Source organism: Halorubrum sp. SD41, assembly GCF_058630335.1.
This window is the reverse complement of sequence record NZ_JBZVGZ010000022.1, coordinates 37,425-54,361: the sequence shown is the minus strand read 5'-3', so window position 1 is coordinate 54,361 and position 16,937 is coordinate 37,425. Positions and strand designations below refer to the sequence as shown.

The window sequence follows — 16,937 nt, the reverse complement described above, 5'->3', positions numbered from 1 at the left end:
ACAGCGACCGAGCGAGGAGCGCAGCAAGGCGCGCGAGCCGTCGCGGCTGGGGCTTTGGAGGTCGTCAGCGCAACCCGGTCGAATATTTATAAACAGCAGACAGCAACACCGCGCTCCGACTTATAAACGACAACACTCACGACGTACTACACGTACTCCCGGTATCGATCGGGAAGCACCGGTCATCGATCGACTGTTACAGGTGAGAATCTGTCAGCGACGACGCCCCGACCGTCGGTGACGCCCGCCGCGATGGGAACCTATTCGGTGCTGGGGGCCGTTTCCGCGGACAACTCGTGACCAGCGATCCCGGCCCCACGCCGCCCTCCGAACGTATCACCAGCCTCGACGCGCTCCGTGGGTTCGCGCTGCTCGGCATCCTCGTCATCAACATCCGCGTCTTCTCGATGCCGGAGCAGACCCTGCTCAACCCGAACGTCTACGGCGACTTCACCGGGCTCGACTACTGGACGTGGTTCGTCGGCCACGTGTTCGCGCAGTCGAAGTTCATCACGATCTTCTCGGCGCTGTTCGGCGCGGGCGTTCTCATGTTCATCGAGAGCAAGGAGGAGAAGGGGCAAGACGCCGTCCGCCTCCACCTCCGGCGGACCGCGGTGCTGATCGCGATCGGCCTCCTCCACGCCTACCTGCTGTGGTACGGGGATATCCTCGTCACGTACGGGCTCACCGGGATCTTCCTGCTGTTCGTCCGCGACCTCGACGCGCGTCGGCTCGCCGGGCTGGCCGGAGTCTTCCTGCTCTTTATCCCCGCGGTCGAGCTGTTCGCGGCGATCTCGATCGGCGGCGAGGCGCTCGCCGGCCAGTGGATGCCCGCGGAGGCCGCGATCCGACAGGAGGTGGCCACCTACCGCGGCGGCTGGCTCGACCAGATGAGCCACCGCGTCGACTCCTCGTTCCAGCGGCAGACGTCCGGCTTCATCGGGTCGAGCTTCTGGCGGGTCGGCGGCGTCATGCTCCTCGGCATGGCGCTGTACAAGCGGGGCGTGCTGACCGGGGAGCGGTCGACCGCGTTCTACCGTCGGCTCGTCGCGGGCGGCGCCGTCGGCGTCGGAATCGTCGTCGCCGGCGTCGCGTACATCGAGGCGAACGACTGGAGCGCGGGCGCCGCGCTGTACTGGCGGCAGTTCAACTACGTCGGGAGCCTCCTCGTCGCCGGCGGCTACGTCGGACTGATCACCCTGTTCGTCCGGTGGCGCGGCGAGGGCGTCATCACCCGCGCGCTCGCCGCGGTCGGCCGGACCGCGTTCACGAACTACCTGCTCCAGACGGTGATCGCGACGACGATCTTCTACGGGCACGGGCTCGGGCTGTTCGGCTACGTCAGCCGGGTCGAAGCGATGGGGATCGTCGTCGCGATCTGGGCGGTCCAGATAGTCCTCTCGGTGCTCTGGCTGCGCTACTTCCGGTTCGGTCCCGTCGAGTGGGTGTGGCGGACGCTCACCTACGGGGAGAAGCAGCCACTGCGGTTGAAGAGCTGAGTTCGCGGGCCGCCGACCCGCGTCGCGTTCTCCGAACTGAGACTCGCGTGGACACGTTCAACACCCTCCCGCCGAACACCCGCGTATGACCGGGTTCGACGTCCACGACCACCGCCACGAGCTGAAACAGCTCCGCGATTCGGGCGCGACGAGCCTCTGGGAGAACCGCGAGGAGATGGCGTGTCCGGTGTGCGACGACGCCTTCTCAAGGCTGTTCGTCACCCGACAGAGCGGGACGACGTTCCCCGAGAACGACGGCGCGCGGTTCTGCCTGCTGTGCGACGGCGACGCGGTCTACCTGTTCAGGCACTGAGCGCACAGGCGATCGGGTATACCGAGCGTCGGCTCCGTTGAAATCCCTTCTTCAGAGGTATGTTCGCCTGAAACGGCTGGTCGCTGAAGAGTGCTTCTTGATCGGTTGCGGGAGTACGTCGCTCAGTGTAATGGCGTAGTTGTTTATAAAGAGAAGAGCGGTGTTGCTGTCGGCTGTTTATAAGTGACCGTCGCTACTGCGGTGAGGATCTCCAAAGCCCCAGTCGCGACGGCTCGCGCGCCTTGCTGTCGTTCGAAAGGCGCGTCGCGCCTTTCGTGATGACGAGACGCCGCCGGCGTCTCGAACCACGCTCCTCAGTCGCTCGTTTCACTCGCTCCTTGCGGTGCTTACTGCGGCGTGCTTCGCCCTCGCGACTGCCCCTTTGAGTCCCACCCCGCACCGCCCCGCACCTCACGCCTCCCCAGCCTCGTCGACCGTCCTCCGCTTCGCTCCGGCCGGTCGACTCCCTCGCGGGCGGTTCGCGGTCGCCACAGGCGACCGCTCACCGGCGCGCCACCGCGATAACTGATCGCTCACTGCTACCTCTGTATTGACCGCGAACCCGAGGAAGTTGTCTCAAAACGTAGTAATCGGGACCACTTGTCTCGGTCTAATCATTTCACTGTGAAAATCTAGCAGTACTCTTTGACGACGAGCACACTAGCAACGCCGATGAGTCCCCCAACGAATAGTCGCATTGCGTGAGGCAGACTATTCTGTATATGACCAAACAACGACCGTTCTACTCCACTACCAGACACAAAGAGATTAGTCACCACTACTCCAAGAACTGCGTTTCCGATGGTAAAGACGATCCCTCCGATGAAAAACCCCATGACGACGCTTCCCGGTGTGTACTCTCTCGTCGTCAGATAATACGCGATTACTGCACAAGCAAGGGGAATCCCGACGGAAAAGACGAACCCTCCGACGGTCATTATCGGTTGTGACCATGTCTCTATGTAGGCGGTGCTTGCCGTTGGAGACATCAATTCTTGCGGAACAACAAAAAGCAAGATAGTGGTAAGCAGAAGAAACAGCGCGCCGAATACTCCGATGCCGGCACCAATTTTGACGGGTTTCTGGTGATACATATTTGGGAGTCGGTGCTATTGCGTATTGAACTAACGGCCTAGGTATCTATTGTGATACTATGCGAATCTCTAGTACCAGTCTCTAGATCGACTGTATTGAGCGCGATTGGGTCGGAATATCTCACTCGTGACGGATCGCAACTGATCCGGGGCGTCAGTCGTCGCCCAGCGGGTCGACGCCGGGGTCGGGGTCCTCGATGTAGCGCTCGGTCCACGTGCCGCGCGAGAACCACGCCACGCCGACGACGGCACCGAGGACGTTCCCGAGCGCCATGCCGACCCAGACGCCGGTCTCGCCCCAGCCGGCGACGAACACGAGGTACCCCACGCTCGCGACTCGGCCCACCCAGAGGGTGAGAATCGAGATGACCATCGCGGTCTTCGTGTTGCCGGCGCCGCGGAACGCGCCCAAGATCACCTGCGAGACGCCGATGAAGGCGAACTCCACCGACCGGATCCGGACGTACTCGACCGCGTAGGAGATGGTCTCGGGCGCGTCCGGCACGTCGCCGAGGAACGCGCCCACGATCGGCTCGGTGAACGCGACGGCGACGACCGCGACGAGGAACATCACGCCAGCGCCGGTCGTGGCGGCGAACTTCACCGCCTTGGCGGCGCGGTCGGCGCGGTCGGCGCCGAGGTTCTGCCCGACCATCGTGTCGATGGCGCGGCCGAGCCCCATCGCGGGGAGGAAGACGAGCGAGATGAGGCGGTTGCCGAGCCCGTAGGCGGCGACGACGGGCGGCGAGAAGGTGACGATCATCGCGGTGAGTGTGATCATCGCGAGCGCGCTCGTCGTCTGCTCGACGCTGGAGGGGAGCCCGAGCCGGAAGATGTCCCGGATGAAGTCGAGGTCGGGCGCGAGGTGGCCGAGCGTCACGTCGGGGCCGTAGCCCGTCCCGAACAGGATCCAGAGCCCGATGGCGGTCGCGACGCCGCGCGAGAGGATCGTCGCGAGCGCGGCGCCCTGAATGCCGATCCCGGTGACCCCCGTCGCCGAGAGCAGGGTCGCCTCAAGCGCGACCGGGTCGAGCGCGGCGAGGCCGGGCACCGCGGCGAGCCACTCGAACAGGGGGTTGCCGTCGAACCCGAAGATGAAGAACGGGTCGAGCAGGACGTTCAGGAGGACGGAGACGAACATGACCGCCATCGGCGTCCGCGTGTCGCCGTAGCCGCGCATCAGCGCCGAGAAGACGAAGAAGCCGAACATCAGGGGGATCCCGGCGAAGATCACCTCCATGTAGTCGGCCGCGAGCGGGATCACCGTCGCCGCGGTCTCGGCGTCGCTCGGTAGGACCTCGAGGGCGGGTCGGGTGTAGAAGTACCCGCCGATCCCGATGAACACGGACAGCACCGAGACGGTGAAGATCGTCTGTCCCGCAACGAGCCCCGCGGACCCGTCGCCGTCGGCGCCGGTGTACTGCGCGACGAGGATCGCGCCCGCGGTCGTGAAGCCGCCGGCGACCGCGATCAGCAGGAAGATGAGGGGGAACGCGAGGCTGATCGCGCCGACGGCCTCCGCCGAGAGCCGGCCGAGGTAGAGGGTGTCGACGATGTTGTACGTCACCTGTAACAGCTGGATGACGACGATCGGCCACGCTAAGCGGAACAGCGGTCGGAGGAGGCTCCCCTCGGTGATCGACTCGTCGTCGAGCGGGCCGTCGTCGTCGCCGGGCGCGTCGCTGCGCTCGTCGGCCTCGCGGCGGTCGGCGGCGTCAGCGGACGTGTCGTCGGGCCCGTCGGAGGAGTCCGACGGATCGGAGGGGTCGGCAGCGGGCTCGTCGCTCACTGCCGTACAAACGCCGGGGGCCTTCTATCAGGCTTCCGATCCGATCACCGCCCCGCCCCGCCGCCGCCCCGGTCGTCCCGGTCGTGCCGGGCGCCGTCATCGTTCGACGGGGCGGAAGCGTCGGTTCCGGGCCGGTCCGAGCCCGCGGCGTCGTCGTCGCTGAGGTCCGGGGTGGCGGCCGCGGACGCGTCGGGATCGACGCCCTTCGACGTCCCGGATCCGGCCTCGACGCGAGCGACGCCGGAGGTGTCGTCGAAGACGAGGTGCCGGTGCGGGTACGCCATCGTGACGTTCGCCTCCGGATCCCCGAGCCGCTGGCGTATCTTCGTGTTCACGTCCGACTGGACCTTCGCCAGCTTGTACGGCTTTTTCACCCAGTAGCGGAGCCGCAGGAGGATCCCGTTGTCGCCGAACTCGTGGAGCCGGCAGTCGGGGCCCGCCATGTACCGCGCCACGCCGATTCGGATGTCGGGCCCGCCGTCGATGACGGCCTCGCAGTCGCGCGCGGCGCGCTCGATACGGCGGCGCGCCTCCGGGATATCGCTCTCGTAGGTGACGAGGACGTCGATCGAGCGCCGGGTCCGCTCGTCTTCGGCCGAGAGGTTCGTCACGTCGCGCTCGCGCATCGTTCCGTTCGGGACGACGAGGAAGGTGTTGTCGAGGGTGAATATCTTCGTGTACCGGATCGTGATGTCCTCGACGAACCCCGCCGTCCCGTCCTCCAACTCGATCATGTCGCCGATCTCGAACGGCTGGTCGGCGAGGACGAACACGCCGTTGATGAAGTTGCCCACCAGCGGCGCGAGGACGATACCGATGACGGCCGAGAACACCGCGGTCCCGAGGAGGAGCTCCTCGAACTGGAAGCCGGCCGCGCTGAGACCGACGAGGAGCGCGGCGCCGATCGTCCCCGCCCGGACGCCCCGGACGATCGTCTGGGCGACGCTCTGGCGCGACACGCGGCGCGCCACGGGCCGACCGATCAGTCGGACGAGGAAGTTGGCGACGAGGACGCCCACCGCGACGGCCGCGACGACGGTCAACAGGCCCGCTCCCGGCAGGCCCGCGAGCTGAGAGCCGAGGCCGGCGAGCCGCGAGACGACCCCATCGATCGGCGTCCCCTCCGGGAAGACCATGGGAACCCGCCGTCGGCCATCCGAAAAAGGGTTTCTCCCCGCGCCGGCCGGGGCCGCGGGGACGCGGGCGCGGCGGCCGACGGCGCTCCGGACGCGCCCGCCGGGGACAACCACTATGACGCGGCTGAGCGAACGGGAGGTATGTCGCGACCCCCCGCGGATCCCACGGCACCGAGATTCGACGTCGAGCACGAGACGAGGCCGGGAGAGACGCTGATCGTCGGGTTCTCGTCGTTCGGGCTCGCCGGCTTGACGGCCGTCGACTACCTCGTCGACGACCTCGACCTTGAGGAGACCGGTCACGTCCGAATCGACGGCGCTCCGTCGATCACGCCGTTCACGAAGGGGACGCCGCGGCACCCGATCCGACTGTACACCGCCCCGGACCGCGACGTCACCGTCCTCGTCGCCGAGCAGTTCCTCCCGCCGGCGCTCGGGGAGCTGCTCGCGGACGCGCTCCTCGACTGGACCGAGGCGAACGGGGTCGGGGAGATCGCGGTGCTGTCGGGCGTTCCGGTCCCGCACGGCCCCGACGCCCACCGCACGTTCCACGTCGCCACGGAGGACTACCTGACCGCGCGCCTCGACGGCGGGGGCGACGGGGTCGACGTCCCCGCGATGGAGTCCGGGTTCCTCGACGGGGCCAACGCCGGCCTGCTCGAACGCGGCATCGACTCGCCGCTCGGCGTCGGGGTGTTCGTCACGCCGGTCCACGCGCAGGCGCCCGACGTCGACGCCGCGGTGCGGCTCGTCGACACGGCGGACGCGATCTACGACCTCGGCGTCGACGCGGCCCCGCTGGAGGCGTTCGCCGAGGCGATCCGCCGCCGGTACGAGGACCTCGCCGAGCGGATCGAAGAGCGGGAGCCGGAGGGGAGCTACGATCGCATGTACATGTGACCGGTCGGCGGTCGCCGGGGCGAGGACCACGCTCCGAAAACGCGTACAACTCGACTCATAGTAAAAAGCTATAATCCCCGCCCCCCTTCTTATGCCCATGACAGACGATCTCCGGGACACCCTCGACCGCGTCGGGGACCGATTCAACCTCGGCGAGTACGAGATCGACGCGTACCTCGCGGTGTTGGAACACGGGGAACTGACGGCGAGCGACATCGCCGACCGGACCGACATCCCGCAGCCGCGGGTGTACGACACCGTCCGGAGCCTCTCCGACCGCGGGCTCGTCGAACTCCGCGAGTCGCGGCCGATGAAGATCGTCGCGGTCGATCCGGACGAGGCGTTCGGCGACCTCCGCTCGTCGTTCGCGGAGATGGTCGACGAGCTGGAGGCGCGCTACACCGCGCCGACCCGCGAGACCGAGGCGGTGTCGCTCGTGAAGTCGCGCTCGACGATCCTCCGGTACCTCGAAGAGGTGATCGCGAACGCGGAGTACGAGCTCGCCCTGTCGCTCACGCCCGGGCTCCTCCGCCGCTTCCGCGACGAGCTCGCCGCGAAGGTCGCCGAGGGGGTCAGCGTCGAGCTGCTCGTCACGCCCGCGTCGAACGCGCCCGACCCGGCGGAGTTCGACTACCTGGAGGTCGCGACCATCGCCCGCGCGCGACGCGGGATCACCACGCCGGTCCTCGCGGTCGGCGACGGCGAGTACTCCGTGTACGCCACGCAGGACGCGCTGCGCGACGACCGCGAGCGCTACGGCGTCATCTTCAACCGCTCCGCGCTCGGCTTCCTCGTCTCCGGCTTCTTCGGGACCGTCCTGTGGACGACCGCGGAGACGCTCGCCGCCGACGGGGAGGAACGGCCCTTCCCGCGCCGCTACGCCTCGATCCGCCGCGCCGTGAAGGACGTCCGCGAGTTCGACGGCGAGGAGTTCTACGCGACCGTCGAGGGGCGCGACATCGAGACCGGCGAGGAGGTGACGGTCCGCGGCAAGGTCGTCGACGTCGCGTTCGTCGACACCGAGGAGGTGGCGTCGCTGGTCGTGGAGACCGAGGACGGCCGCGTCGAGATCGGCGGCCGCGTCGCCGCCTTGGAGGACGTCGAGGGCCAGGAGATCGTCATCGGCCGCGACGAGCCGCCCGCGCTTTGAGCCGGGTTCCGGGCCCCGGAGATCGGCGTTGAAGTACGCACGGCCCGAAGCGACCCCGTGACCGACGACACCGTTTCCGACGAGGACCGGGAGGTACCGACCGTCTCGTGCGAGCGGTGCGGCCGCGAGTGGGAGCTCGACCGCGAGGTCGACGACCTCGATCCGGGGAGCCACGCGATCGAGCAGTTCGCGCTCGACCACGAGCGCCACACCGGCCACTACCCGGACGGGGTGACCCCGTGGATCGCTCGGTGCGACCGCTGTCCCGACGGCGAGCGGTTCCTCGCCGAGCGGCCCGCGCGGCGCTGGGCGGAGACGCACGCGCGGCACACGCGCCACGACGTGCGCCTCGACCTCCCGAGGGGCGATGTCGAGGTCGTCTCGGCCGGGGAGTCTGTAGAGCGGTCGTAAATCGACGTGCTCACAGCTGCTCCGCGCGCTCTCGGGGGCGGTAGACCGTTTCGTACAGCTCCTCCCACGCCGCCTCGTCGAACCCGTCGGTTCGGACCGCTTCGAACCGCGTGAGTTCAGTCAGTACGCGACACGCTCGACACTGCGCTATCCCGTGGTATCTGCGCACCTCGACGCCGATTTCGGGGTGTTCTGCCTCCACGTCGACCTGTTCGTCTCGGGCTCGGAACTCGGCTTCCCCCCCGCAGCCCGGGCACTCGTACTCGGTCCGACCCACCGCGTCGCCGGAGTACGGAGCGGTGAGCTCCCTGTGGTAGGCGAGCGCGGACGCCAGTACCTCCCGCTCGTCCGCGGAGAGTTCGATCTCGATGGGCCCGTCCTCCCCGTCCGCGAGCGCCTCGTTGAACACCCGACAGAGCGTCTCGTATCGTTCGTCGTCGTCCCTCATCGTTCTGAACCCGTGGCGTTCCAGAGAGACGAGTCCTCCGGTCCCGAACATCGTCGCCGGCCGCCGTCACCGCACGGGGATCGCGAGGGCCCGCCACACCGACAGCGTATTTACGCCGGCGGTCCCACCGGTCCGACATGACGCTCGTCGTGGTTCCGGTCCGATTCCCTCCCTCGTCGCACTCGGCGGCGACGCTTCGAGAGGCGGCTCGCATCGCCGAGGAGCGCGACGCCGACCTCACGATCCTCCACGTCGACTTATACCAGCGCTCGGGGGGCGTCTCGCGCAGCGACCTCAAGCGCGCCGTCGAAGAGCGGATCGGCCGGATCGACCGCGCGCGCTACGTCGTCCGCCGCGGCTTCCTCGTCGAGGAGACGATCCTCGAAGAGATCGTCGCCGAGGGCGCCGACGTCGTCGTCATCGGCTCGAAGCAGGCCGGGCGGTGGCGGCGGATGGTCCAGAAGCTGCTCTCCGACCCCGACATCGACTCGTTCCTCCGCGGCGAGCTCGACTGCGCCGTGATCACCGTCGACGCCGACGGCGAGACCACGACGAACGAGGTCGACGACGACGCCGCGCCCCTTCCGGAGGACGACGACTGAGTCCCCGCGGCGGCGCGGTCCGGTCTACTCCGCGACCGCGTACCGTCGCTCGTACTCGATGACGGTCGCCACGCGCTCGGCGACCGCCTCGCCGAACTCGCGCTCGACGACGTACAGCGCCAGGTCGATCCCGGAGGTGACACCGCCGGCGGAGAGCAGGTCGCCGTCGTCGACGACGCGCGCGTCCACGACTTCCGCCCCGGACTCGCGGAGCTCGTCGATCGCCGAGGCGTGCGTGACGGCCCGCCGCCCGTCGGTGACGCCCGCCTCCGCGAGCAGCATCGACCCGGTACACACCGAGGCGATCCGCGTGCCGGCCTCGTGGTGCGCCGCGAGCGCGCGCGGCACGTCGCCCTTCCGCGCCTCCGCCCACGCGCTCGCGTCCTCGTCGCGCGCGCTCCACCCACCCCCGGGCACGACCAGCAGGTCCGGGGCCGCGGCGGCGTCCGGGTCGGGGAGCCTCCCGTCCACCCCGACGCGGGTCCCGTGGCTCGCGGTCACCGCCTCGCGTTCGTCGAGCGTGACGTAGCGGACGCGCCCGGCGCGGCCGGACCCCTCGGGGGCGTCGTCCCCCGCGTCTCCCTCCTCTGCGGCGTAGCCGAGCGCGTAGTCGAACACCTCGTAGGGGCCGATCCCGTCGAGCTCGTCGAACCCGTCGTACAGCAGAATATCGACGTTCACACCGGTCCGGAGGGGGGCAAACGGCTTGTGCGTTCCCCTCCCGACGCCGCCGCGACGCCGGTGTGGTCGGTGCCGCCTAACCGGTCGCCGCGCTCCTCTGATCACTCGTCGGCGAACGCCGACACGGGGCGCTCGACGGCGTCACCCCTCGGCGTCGAAGAGGGAGTCGACGGTGCGAGCGAAGCGGTCGACGAGCCGGTCGGGCAGGGACGGGGACACCTCGTTGAGCAGCGTCGCCGTCCGCTCCGGGCGGGCCAGCGCGACGGTCATCGGCCGGTCAGGCGACTTCTCGACGATCCCGTGGTCGGCGAGCGTCGAGACGTGCCACGACACCGTGCTCTTCGCGAGGTCGAGGTCGTCCGCGAGCGCCGCCGGCCGGGTCGGGCCGTCGGCGTGGAGCCGGACGACGATCTCGCGGGCCGTCTCCCGTCGGAGGAACGCGAGCGTTCGCCGGTCCCACGCGTCGACCGTCGGGTCGAAGTAGTGCGCGCGGCCGCCGATCCGCTCGACCGCGAGTTCGCCGTCCCGAACCAGCCGGCGGAGGTGGTACTGTGCCTGCCCGGTCGCGATATCGAGGTCGCGGCCGATCCGGTTGAAGTGGACGCCGGGGGTGTCGCGGACGTGGCGTCGGATCCGGGCTCTGGTGTCCGACATTCGTGGCTGTCCGTCCTTCCCGTCCGCGGGATAAAAGCCGCCCGTGCGGTCTCCCCGTCTGGGAACGGCGAACGGGAACGTCTTCTTATCCGTCGCTCCCTAAAGGAGAGTGTGACGCAGTCCCTTTGGGGGTCGCTCCCGGCGCTCGCGGGGTGGTCGGTAGAGGGGTCGCTCCCGATCCTGGCGGTCGTGGTCGTCGCCGGGATCGGCACGACGCTCCTCTTCGCCGTCAGCCTCGCGGCGTACCGCCGCCGCCGCCGGGCGCAGTACCGGCTGATCGCCATCGCGGTCGGCGCGCTCCTGGCCCGGTCGGTCGTGGGCGCCGGAACCGTCCTCGGCGTCGTGCCGATGCCGGTCCACCACCTCCTCGCGCACAGCCTCGACTTCCTGATCGCCGCGCTCGTCCTCTACGCCGTGTACGCCCACGCCCCCGGTGCGATCGGTGACGACGCCGCCTCCGACTGATCGGACGCCACGGGCGGAGCGAGCGTCGGGGGTCCCGAGCGCCTACTGACGGAACCTCGCGCGGAGCCCCTCGACCGCGACGTCGACGCGCGGACCGAACGCGACGCTCACGACGGCCGCGACGGCTCCGGCCGCGGTCCAGCCGAGGAGCGAGGCGACCGCGCGGCCGGTGTCGACGAACCCGCCCTCCGGCGCGAAGGCGACGCCGATCACGTGTTCGAAGACGAGCCCCCTGAACGCCCCGTTGGGAGAGAGCGCGAGCGCTCCCCCGATCCCGCTCGGCGACGCCCCGGCGGACAGCGACCCGAGCACCGCGAGGTCGCCGCCGAGGACGCCGCCGAGCAGCGCGAGGAGCGCGAGCGCGACCGCGCTCCGCCGGCTCGTCGCGACCGTCGACACCGCGGCCGACAGCGAGAGATACGCCGCGCCGAACGGGACGACGAGCGCGACGAAGCGGACGAAGAGGACCGGCGAGTCGACGCCGGAGTGCGTCGCGAAGATCCCCGTGTCCGGCGCGGCGGTGAGCCACACGTACGCGCCGACGAGCGCGAACGGCCCGCCGACGAGCGCGACGAGCGCGGCCGTCCGCGCGAGCAGCACGCCGAGGACGTACCCGGCCGCGCTCACCGGGTACGTCCGGATCACGTCGAGCTCGCCGCTCGCGACGTCGGCGAACAGCGCGCGGTAGCCGAGCACGACAGCGAGCAGCGGCACCAGGACCTCCGTCGGCAACAGCAGGTCGACGACGGCCGGCACGAACCCGGTCGCGCCCCCGCCGCCGACCGCGACCAGCCCGCCGAGGACGGCGAGCAGCCCGGCCGCGAGGACGGCGTAGCCGGGCGTCCGTCGCACCGTGACGAGCTCCCGGCGAAAGACGGTCCAGACGCCGTCGAACGGGGTACTCATCGGTCTGACACCCCCGGAACGTGGACGGAACCCTCTCCGTCCCGGTCGTTCGTCGCCTCGCCGCGCTCCCGGTCTCGCTCCCCGCCGCCGGACCGCCCGCCCTCCGCCTCGTCCGCGGCGGCCGGTGCGGGGACGCCGCCCGCGACCGCGCGGTACAGCTCGCCGACGTCGTCGACTCCGTGTCCGTCGAGGAGGCGGTCGCGGGGCCCTGACGCGGCGACGCGACCGCGGTGGAGGACGACGACGGCGTCGGCGTGGGCGTCGACGAGGTCGAGGTCGTGCGAACTGACGACGACGGCGGCGTCGTCGCCCGCGCGGGCCGCCGCCCGGAAGGCCCGCTCCCGCATCTCGGGGTCGAGCCCGCTCGTCGGCTCGTCGAGGACGACGACGTCCGGGTCGCCGAGCGTCGCCTGCGCGATCCCGAGCAGCCGTCGCATCCCGCCCGAGAGATCCTCCACGCGCTTTCCCGCCGCGTCGGCGAGCCCGACGTCCGCGAGCGCCGCGTCCGGGTCGCCGCCGCAGAGGGCCGCGTAGAACCCGAGCGTCTCCCGGGCGGTGAACCCGTCCCTGAACGGCACCCGCTGCGGGAGGTAACCGACGCGCTTCTCGGACCCGGAGCGCGGGCCGCCGCCGGGGTACCGAACGGTCCCGTCGGTGGGCTCGACCGCACCCGCGAGCACGCCGAGGAGCGTGGACTTGCCTGAGCCGTTGGGACCGACGACGGCCGTGACTCCAGCCTCGAGCGACAGCGAGACGCCTTCGAGGACCGGGACGCCGCCGTACGTGCGCGTGACGCCGTCGACCGCGGCGAGCGCGCGCTCGCTCATTCCGCCCCCTCCGCGGTCGCCGTCGAGCGCACCGAAGGCGTCACGCTGGCGTTCCCGCCCGGCGCGAGCGCGGACCGCCAGTCCGTCCGAACGGGTCCGGCTCCGGCGTTCGCACCCGTGACCGCGTCGATCCGGTCGGGGTGGTACGGCGCCGCCGCGGGCACCGGGTCGATGATGCTCCCGGAGCGGGCGCCGGGGACCGTCCCGCGGAGCCGGTCGAGCAGCCGCGCCGCGGGCGACTCGCGGACCGCGACCGCGCTCGGGTGTCGGTGGAGCGCGCCGTCGACGGGCGAGGTCGGGCGGTACGCCCGGTCGCCGGCGGCGAGCGGGCCGACGTTCGCCCCCTCCCAGTAGTTCCCGCGATCGCCGTCGGCCCACACGCGAAGCGCCCCGGCCCCGGCCGCCGCGTGGTCCGCGTTGCCGACGAAGTCGTTCGCGACGACCCGGCTGGAGGGGACCACGGTCGTCGCGCGCGCGCCGAGCTCGTTGCCGACGACGACGTTGTGCTCGTACAGCGACCCGCGGGCGCTGGTGGAGAAGCCGAGCTCGTTCCCGACCAGCGTGTTGTAGCCGAGGTACGTCCGCGTCCCCGACGCCTGGATCCCAGCGCTGGAGTTGCGGACGTCGTTCCCGACGATCGCGTTGCCGGCCGGCCGCGTCATCACGGTGATTCCGGCGAACAGCTCGTTCCGGAAGGCGTTGTCCGCGACCAGCGCGTCGCCGGTGTACATGAGGTGGATCCCGTACCGGTTGTCGACGAACGTCGAGTTCCGGACGATCGAGCCGTCCGCGCGGTGGAGATAGATCCCGTCGCGGCCCCCCTCGAACCGGCTGTCGTCGACGGTCACGCGCGACTCCATCCCGGTGATGCCCATGAACCCGGCCTGCCACTCCTCGGTCCCGTTGACGACGAGCTCGCTGACGGTCGCGTGCGAGCCCTCCCGGAGCAGGAGCCCGCTCGCGTTCGTGTCGACGGCGACGTCGTCGACGACGAGCCCCGGCGCGCCGACCGCCTTGATCCCGGCGTCGCCGTGGCCGTAGCCGAGCTGGATGTTCGTGTCCCACGCCTCGCCCTCGGGATCGCTCGACTCGCGGGCCGCCTCCGGGTCGCGGGTGCGGTTCCCCGTCCCCGCGATCCGCAGCCCGGTGAGCGCGACGTCGGGCGCGCGGACGGTGACTACCGACCCGGTTCCGTTCCCGACGACGCGCGTCGTCTCGGTCTCGTTCCCCGGAGCGCGGTTCGCCCCCGCCCCGTCCCGTCCGCTGCCCGCGCCGGCGATCGTCACGGACCGGTTCACCGTCACGGTCTCCTCGTACGTCCCGGGCGGGACGCGGACCGTCGTGTTCGGCGGCGCCGCCGCGACCGCGGCGTCGATCGTGGGGGCGTCCTCGCCGACGACGACGGAGACCGGGCGGTCCGCGCGCCGCTCCGCGGCCGCGAACCGCTCGTCCGCCGTCCGCCAGCGCTCCGGCGCGAGCGAGCGCACGACCGCCGCGGTGTCGACGTCGAACGACCGGCTCCGGACCGCCTCCCAGCCGACGACCGACCCGCCGTGGTCGTCCGCGAACGCCGCCGCGGCCTCGCGGTCCCGAAACGGGACGACGACCTCGCCCGACGGGCCCTCGGCGTCGCTGCCGACGACGTACCGGGCCTTCCCGACCGGCGTCCACCCGCCGGCGCCGCTCGCCGAGAACAGCCCCGACTCGGTCGTGCCCGGGTCCCTGTGGTCGAACGTCTCGACGTACGCGACGAGCGGGTAGCCGAACTGCCGCTCGGTCCGACCGTCCCGCTGCGAGTCGACGAACGAGGCGACCCCGTTGTAGCCGACGACGTACTGGAGCTGCGAGTAGAACACCTGGACCCGCGGGAGGGTCGCGTCGCCCGCCATCAGCGCGTCCGTCTCCGAGGAGAGCCCGAGCTCGACGGCGTCCTCGAACCGAACCGGCTCGGGGACCGACTCGCTCGGGTCGGCGGCGAACGCGCCCGCGGTCCCGACGGCCGCGAGCGCGACGAGCGCGACGAGCGCGACGCGGAGGCGACGCGACCGGGACGAGTCGGGGTCGAAAACTGCCACGCGTACGCTTCGTCCGGCCGCGACTTAGCCCGTCTGGTTCGTTCCTCGAACGCGCCGTTGAACGCGTCCAGAGGGGCTAAGAGGCCGGTCTCCCAACGTTCGATCATGACGAGCGACCACCCGCCGACGAGGGCACTCGACCGACGCGCGAGCGTCCCCCGGCGACGCCTGCTCGCCGGGGTCGCTGCCGCCGGTGCCGCCGCTGTCGCCGGCTGCGCCGGGGGCGGATCGAACTCGATATCGCCCGTCTCGATCGACGACGAGCAGGCCTGCGACCAGTGCGGGATGATCGTCGCGGATCACCCCGGGACGGTCGGGCAGGTCCACTTCGAGGACGCCGAACCGGAGGGCGGCCGCCCGGCGCAGTTCTGTAGCGCCACCTGTACGTACACGTACCGCTTCGACGCCGAGAACGCCGGACGGACGCCGGTCGCGACCTTCCTCACCGACTACTCGGCGGTCGATCAGGAGGTGTTCGAGGAGGGCGGCGACACGATGTTCTCCTCGCACGTCGAGAGCGACGCGTTCGCCCGCGAGCCGGCCCTCACGGTCGTCGCGCGCAGCGAGGTGATCGGCGCGATGGGACCGGACCTGATCCCGTTCAGCGAGGAGGGCGACGTCGACGACTTCGTCGCGGAGTACGGCGGCGAGGCGATGCCGGCGACCGAGGTGGACCGCGCGACGCTGGAGGCCTTGTGAATCGCCTCGGGGTCAAGCCCCGAGGCTTCCTGTTTCCACGACGCGCTTTGCAGACACCTGAATGGTGTCCGTAGGGAGCGCAGTCTCCACAGGCGTATCTTCGGGCCATCCCAGCCCTAACTCAGCAAAGCCGCGTTGCAGGACATTCATCGCTGCGTTCGCATCACGATCGCACTCGAAACCGCACGACGGACAAGAGTGTTCCCGAACCCAGATGGGTTTCTCTGTTTCCACACCACACGAGGCGCACTCTTTCGTTGTTCCTCGGGCTTCGACTTGAACGACGTGAGTACCGTACAACTTAGCCTTGTATTCAAGGAGTGTAATGAACTGCCGCCACGCCGCATCCTGCTTGTTCCGGGCGTTGTGCGACTGCTCAAGCATTCCCTTTACGTCCAAGTCTTCAACGAACACCGCGTCGTACTCGCGGACGAGCCACCTCGTTATCTTGTGCTGGTAGTCCAGAACCTTCCGCTTGATATGACGCTTCACCTTCGCCACTTCCCGGCGTTGTTTCTCGTAGTTGTTCGACCCCTTCTCCTTGCGTGAGAGTTCGCGTTGCTCACGCTGAAGACGCTCGTACGCGTCTTCGAGGTCGAGCCAATCCACGGTCTTCCCATCGCTGGTGTGGACGTAGTTGAGGATGCCGAGGTCGATACCGACGCTATTGCTCGCGTCCAAAGAGTTCACGTCGGGTTTCTCGGGTAGGTTGGCGTCGTCGGTTTCCAATCCGAAGGAGACGAACCACTCACCAGTCGTCTCCTTCTTGAACGTGACTTCTTTAATCGTGGCACGGTCGGGAATTGGTCGGTGGTAGCGGATTTTCACCCAGCCGATTTTACTGAAGCGGACGTAAGCGAACCTGTCACGGCCCCTCTTTTCATCGAGGTCGAAACCGCTCTGGTTGTACGTCACACTTCGGTAGTCGGTGGATGCTTGTCGCTTGAGCCGACCGACGTTGTATCCCTTCTCTTTCTTCTTGCGAAGGTTTGAGAGATTGCGGTGGAAACGTGCGACCGTGGCTTGCGCGGCCTTTGAGTACAGTTCCGCGAACACAGGCCATTTGCGCTTCCACTCAGGGAGTTTGTTGTTCTGGTCGTACTCACTCGGTTTGTCGTCTTCGGGACTGTTCGTGTAATCCCATCGGACGTGGTTGTACAGTTGGCGATGAACGTTGAGATGGTGTTGCAGTCCTTCCGCTACCTCTTGTGTCGGGTAGGCGTGATAGCGGTGACTGTGTTCCATCGCTGTCGTGTGATTATAGATATGTTGACTTAATGGTTTGTAC

General features: G+C 69.3%; 18 protein-coding genes. 8 read left to right on the top strand and 10 right to left on the bottom strand.

Going from position 1 to position 16,937, the window contains the following annotated elements; translation table 11 throughout:
- Nucleotides 1–296: 296 nt before the first annotated feature.
- Together AC4NMM_RS11590 and AC4NMM_RS11585 are read left to right on the top strand one after the other, a co-directional pair.
- Nucleotides 297–1,499: a DUF418 domain-containing protein gene (locus tag AC4NMM_RS11590; RefSeq protein ID WP_096395966.1), complete on the top strand. Its 1,203-nt coding sequence runs from the start codon at nucleotides 297–299 to the stop codon at nucleotides 1,497–1,499.
- A gap of 85 nt (nucleotides 1,500–1,584) precedes the next feature.
- Nucleotides 1,585–1,812: a DUF7385 family protein gene (locus tag AC4NMM_RS11585; protein WP_491924323.1), complete on the top strand. Its 228-nt coding sequence runs from the start codon at nucleotides 1,585–1,587 to the stop codon at nucleotides 1,810–1,812.
- A 632-nt stretch (nucleotides 1,813–2,444) separates the two neighbouring features.
- On the opposite strand, the gene AC4NMM_RS11580 is transcribed toward AC4NMM_RS11585, so the two are convergent.
- From AC4NMM_RS11580 to AC4NMM_RS11570, 3 genes are all read right to left on the bottom strand, one after another.
- Nucleotides 2,445–2,906 carry a hypothetical protein gene (locus tag AC4NMM_RS11580; protein ID WP_157746001.1) on the bottom strand — a complete coding sequence of 154 codons (462 nt, stop codon included), beginning with the start codon at nucleotides 2,904–2,906 and terminating at the stop codon, nucleotides 2,445–2,447.
- Nucleotides 2,907–3,060: 154 nt separating this feature from the next.
- Nucleotides 3,061–4,695 (bottom strand): MATE family efflux transporter, encoded by a 1,635-nt coding sequence (locus AC4NMM_RS11575; protein WP_092924209.1) that lies wholly within the window; start codon nucleotides 4,693–4,695, stop codon nucleotides 3,061–3,063.
- Between the two features lie 44 nt (nucleotides 4,696–4,739).
- Nucleotides 4,740–5,831: a mechanosensitive ion channel family protein gene (locus AC4NMM_RS11570; RefSeq protein WP_491924322.1), complete on the bottom strand. Its 1,092-nt coding sequence runs from the start codon at nucleotides 5,829–5,831 to the stop codon at nucleotides 4,740–4,742.
- A 141-nt stretch (nucleotides 5,832–5,972) separates the two neighbouring features.
- Between AC4NMM_RS11570 and AC4NMM_RS11565 the strand changes: the two genes are divergently transcribed.
- The 3 genes from AC4NMM_RS11565 (at nucleotide 5,973) to AC4NMM_RS11555 (ending at nucleotide 8,292) form a co-directional block, all read left to right on the top strand.
- Nucleotides 5,973–6,731 carry a proteasome assembly chaperone family protein gene (locus AC4NMM_RS11565; protein WP_491924321.1) on the top strand — a complete coding sequence of 253 codons (759 nt, stop codon included), beginning with the start codon at nucleotides 5,973–5,975 and terminating at the stop codon, nucleotides 6,729–6,731.
- A 97-nt stretch (nucleotides 6,732–6,828) separates the two neighbouring features.
- Nucleotides 6,829–7,881 (top strand): HTH-type sugar sensing transcriptional regulator TrmB, encoded by a 1,053-nt coding sequence (trmB, locus tag AC4NMM_RS11560; protein WP_491924320.1) that lies wholly within the window; start codon nucleotides 6,829–6,831, stop codon nucleotides 7,879–7,881.
- Between the two features lie 57 nt (nucleotides 7,882–7,938).
- A complete protein-coding gene (locus tag AC4NMM_RS11555; RefSeq protein ID WP_491924319.1) occupies nucleotides 7,939–8,292 on the top strand; it encodes a DUF8062 family protein in 354 nt (117 codons plus the stop codon).
- 10 nt (nucleotides 8,293–8,302) lie between these two features.
- Here AC4NMM_RS11555 and AC4NMM_RS11550 read toward each other — a convergent pair whose 3' ends face one another.
- Nucleotides 8,303–8,740, bottom strand: coding sequence for a hypothetical protein (locus AC4NMM_RS11550; protein WP_491924318.1), 438 nt, complete (start codon nucleotides 8,738–8,740; stop codon nucleotides 8,303–8,305).
- A 137-nt stretch (nucleotides 8,741–8,877) separates the two neighbouring features.
- On the opposite strand from AC4NMM_RS11550, the gene AC4NMM_RS11545 reads away from it, so the two are divergent.
- Nucleotides 8,878–9,342 (top strand): universal stress protein, encoded by a 465-nt coding sequence (locus AC4NMM_RS11545; RefSeq protein WP_491924317.1) that lies wholly within the window; start codon nucleotides 8,878–8,880, stop codon nucleotides 9,340–9,342.
- A gap of 24 nt (nucleotides 9,343–9,366) precedes the next feature.
- On the opposite strand, the gene AC4NMM_RS11540 is transcribed toward AC4NMM_RS11545, so the two are convergent.
- Nucleotides 9,367–10,023 (bottom strand): DJ-1/PfpI family protein, encoded by a 657-nt coding sequence (locus AC4NMM_RS11540; protein WP_491924316.1) that lies wholly within the window; start codon nucleotides 10,021–10,023, stop codon nucleotides 9,367–9,369.
- Nucleotides 10,024–10,164: 141 nt separating this feature from the next.
- The gene (locus tag AC4NMM_RS11535) at nucleotides 10,165–10,677 is read right to left on the bottom strand and encodes a winged helix-turn-helix transcriptional regulator (protein WP_491924315.1); all 513 of its coding nucleotides are present in this window, start codon (nucleotides 10,675–10,677) and stop codon (nucleotides 10,165–10,167) included.
- Nucleotides 10,678–10,788: 111 nt separating this feature from the next.
- Here AC4NMM_RS11535 and AC4NMM_RS11530 point away from each other — a divergent pair, with 111 nt between their 5' ends.
- Entirely contained in the window at nucleotides 10,789–11,142 is a 354-nt protein-coding gene (locus AC4NMM_RS11530) for a DUF7471 family protein (RefSeq protein WP_096395985.1), read from the top strand.
- A gap of 42 nt (nucleotides 11,143–11,184) precedes the next feature.
- On the opposite strand, the gene AC4NMM_RS11525 is transcribed toward AC4NMM_RS11530, so the two are convergent.
- The 3 genes from AC4NMM_RS11525 to AC4NMM_RS11515 are packed head-to-tail and all read right to left on the bottom strand — an operon-like array spanning nucleotide 11,185 to nucleotide 14,950.
- Nucleotides 11,185–12,048 (bottom strand): ABC transporter permease subunit, encoded by an 864-nt coding sequence (locus AC4NMM_RS11525; RefSeq protein ID WP_096395987.1) that lies wholly within the window; start codon nucleotides 12,046–12,048, stop codon nucleotides 11,185–11,187.
- Entirely contained in the window at nucleotides 12,045–12,875 is an 831-nt protein-coding gene (locus tag AC4NMM_RS11520; RefSeq protein ID WP_491924314.1) for an ABC transporter ATP-binding protein, read from the bottom strand. Before AC4NMM_RS11520 ends, AC4NMM_RS11525 begins: the two co-directional genes overlap by 4 nt.
- The gene (locus AC4NMM_RS11515) at nucleotides 12,872–14,950 is read right to left on the bottom strand and encodes a NosD domain-containing protein (RefSeq protein WP_491924313.1); all 2,079 of its coding nucleotides are present in this window, start codon (nucleotides 14,948–14,950) and stop codon (nucleotides 12,872–12,874) included. The genes AC4NMM_RS11520 and AC4NMM_RS11515 overlap by 4 nt, the downstream gene beginning before the upstream one ends.
- Before the next feature lie 105 nt (nucleotides 14,951–15,055).
- Between AC4NMM_RS11515 and AC4NMM_RS11510 the strand changes: the two genes are divergently transcribed.
- Nucleotides 15,056–15,649 carry a nitrous oxide reductase accessory protein NosL gene (locus AC4NMM_RS11510; RefSeq protein ID WP_491924312.1) on the top strand — a complete coding sequence of 198 codons (594 nt, stop codon included), beginning with the start codon at nucleotides 15,056–15,058 and terminating at the stop codon, nucleotides 15,647–15,649.
- 12 nt (nucleotides 15,650–15,661) lie between these two features.
- On the opposite strand, the gene AC4NMM_RS11505 is transcribed toward AC4NMM_RS11510, so the two are convergent.
- Nucleotides 15,662–16,894, bottom strand: a complete 1,233-nt coding sequence (locus tag AC4NMM_RS11505) for an RNA-guided endonuclease InsQ/TnpB family protein (protein WP_491924311.1) — start codon at nucleotides 16,892–16,894, stop codon at nucleotides 15,662–15,664.
- Between the last annotated feature and the right edge of the window lie 43 nt (nucleotides 16,895–16,937).

Coding starts and splice junctions, on each gene's coding strand:
- AC4NMM_RS11525 (WP_096395987.1), bottom strand. CDS start 12,048: ATGAGTACCCCGTTCGACGGCGTCTGGACCGTCTTTCGCCGGGAGCTC.
- AC4NMM_RS11535 (WP_491924315.1), bottom strand. CDS start 10,677: ATGTCGGACACCAGAGCCCGGATCCGACGCCACGTCCGCGACACCCCC.
- AC4NMM_RS11585 (WP_491924323.1), top strand. CDS start 1,585: ATGACCGGGTTCGACGTCCACGACCACCGCCACGAGCTGAAACAGCTC.
- AC4NMM_RS11550 (WP_491924318.1), bottom strand. CDS start 8,740: ATGAGGGACGACGACGAACGATACGAGACGCTCTGTCGGGTGTTCAAC.
- AC4NMM_RS11570 (WP_491924322.1), bottom strand. CDS start 5,831: ATGGTCTTCCCGGAGGGGACGCCGATCGATGGGGTCGTCTCGCGGCTC.
- AC4NMM_RS11545 (WP_491924317.1), top strand. CDS start 8,878: ATGACGCTCGTCGTGGTTCCGGTCCGATTCCCTCCCTCGTCGCACTCG.
- AC4NMM_RS11505 (WP_491924311.1), bottom strand. CDS start 16,894: ATGGAACACAGTCACCGCTATCACGCCTACCCGACACAAGAGGTAGCG.
- AC4NMM_RS11565 (WP_491924321.1), top strand. CDS start 5,973: ATGTCGCGACCCCCCGCGGATCCCACGGCACCGAGATTCGACGTCGAG.
- trmB (WP_491924320.1), top strand. CDS start 6,829: ATGACAGACGATCTCCGGGACACCCTCGACCGCGTCGGGGACCGATTC.
- AC4NMM_RS11510 (WP_491924312.1), top strand. CDS start 15,056: ATGACGAGCGACCACCCGCCGACGAGGGCACTCGACCGACGCGCGAGC.
- AC4NMM_RS11580 (WP_157746001.1), bottom strand. CDS start 2,906: ATGTATCACCAGAAACCCGTCAAAATTGGTGCCGGCATCGGAGTATTC.
- AC4NMM_RS11520 (WP_491924314.1), bottom strand. CDS start 12,875: ATGAGCGAGCGCGCGCTCGCCGCGGTCGACGGCGTCACGCGCACGTAC.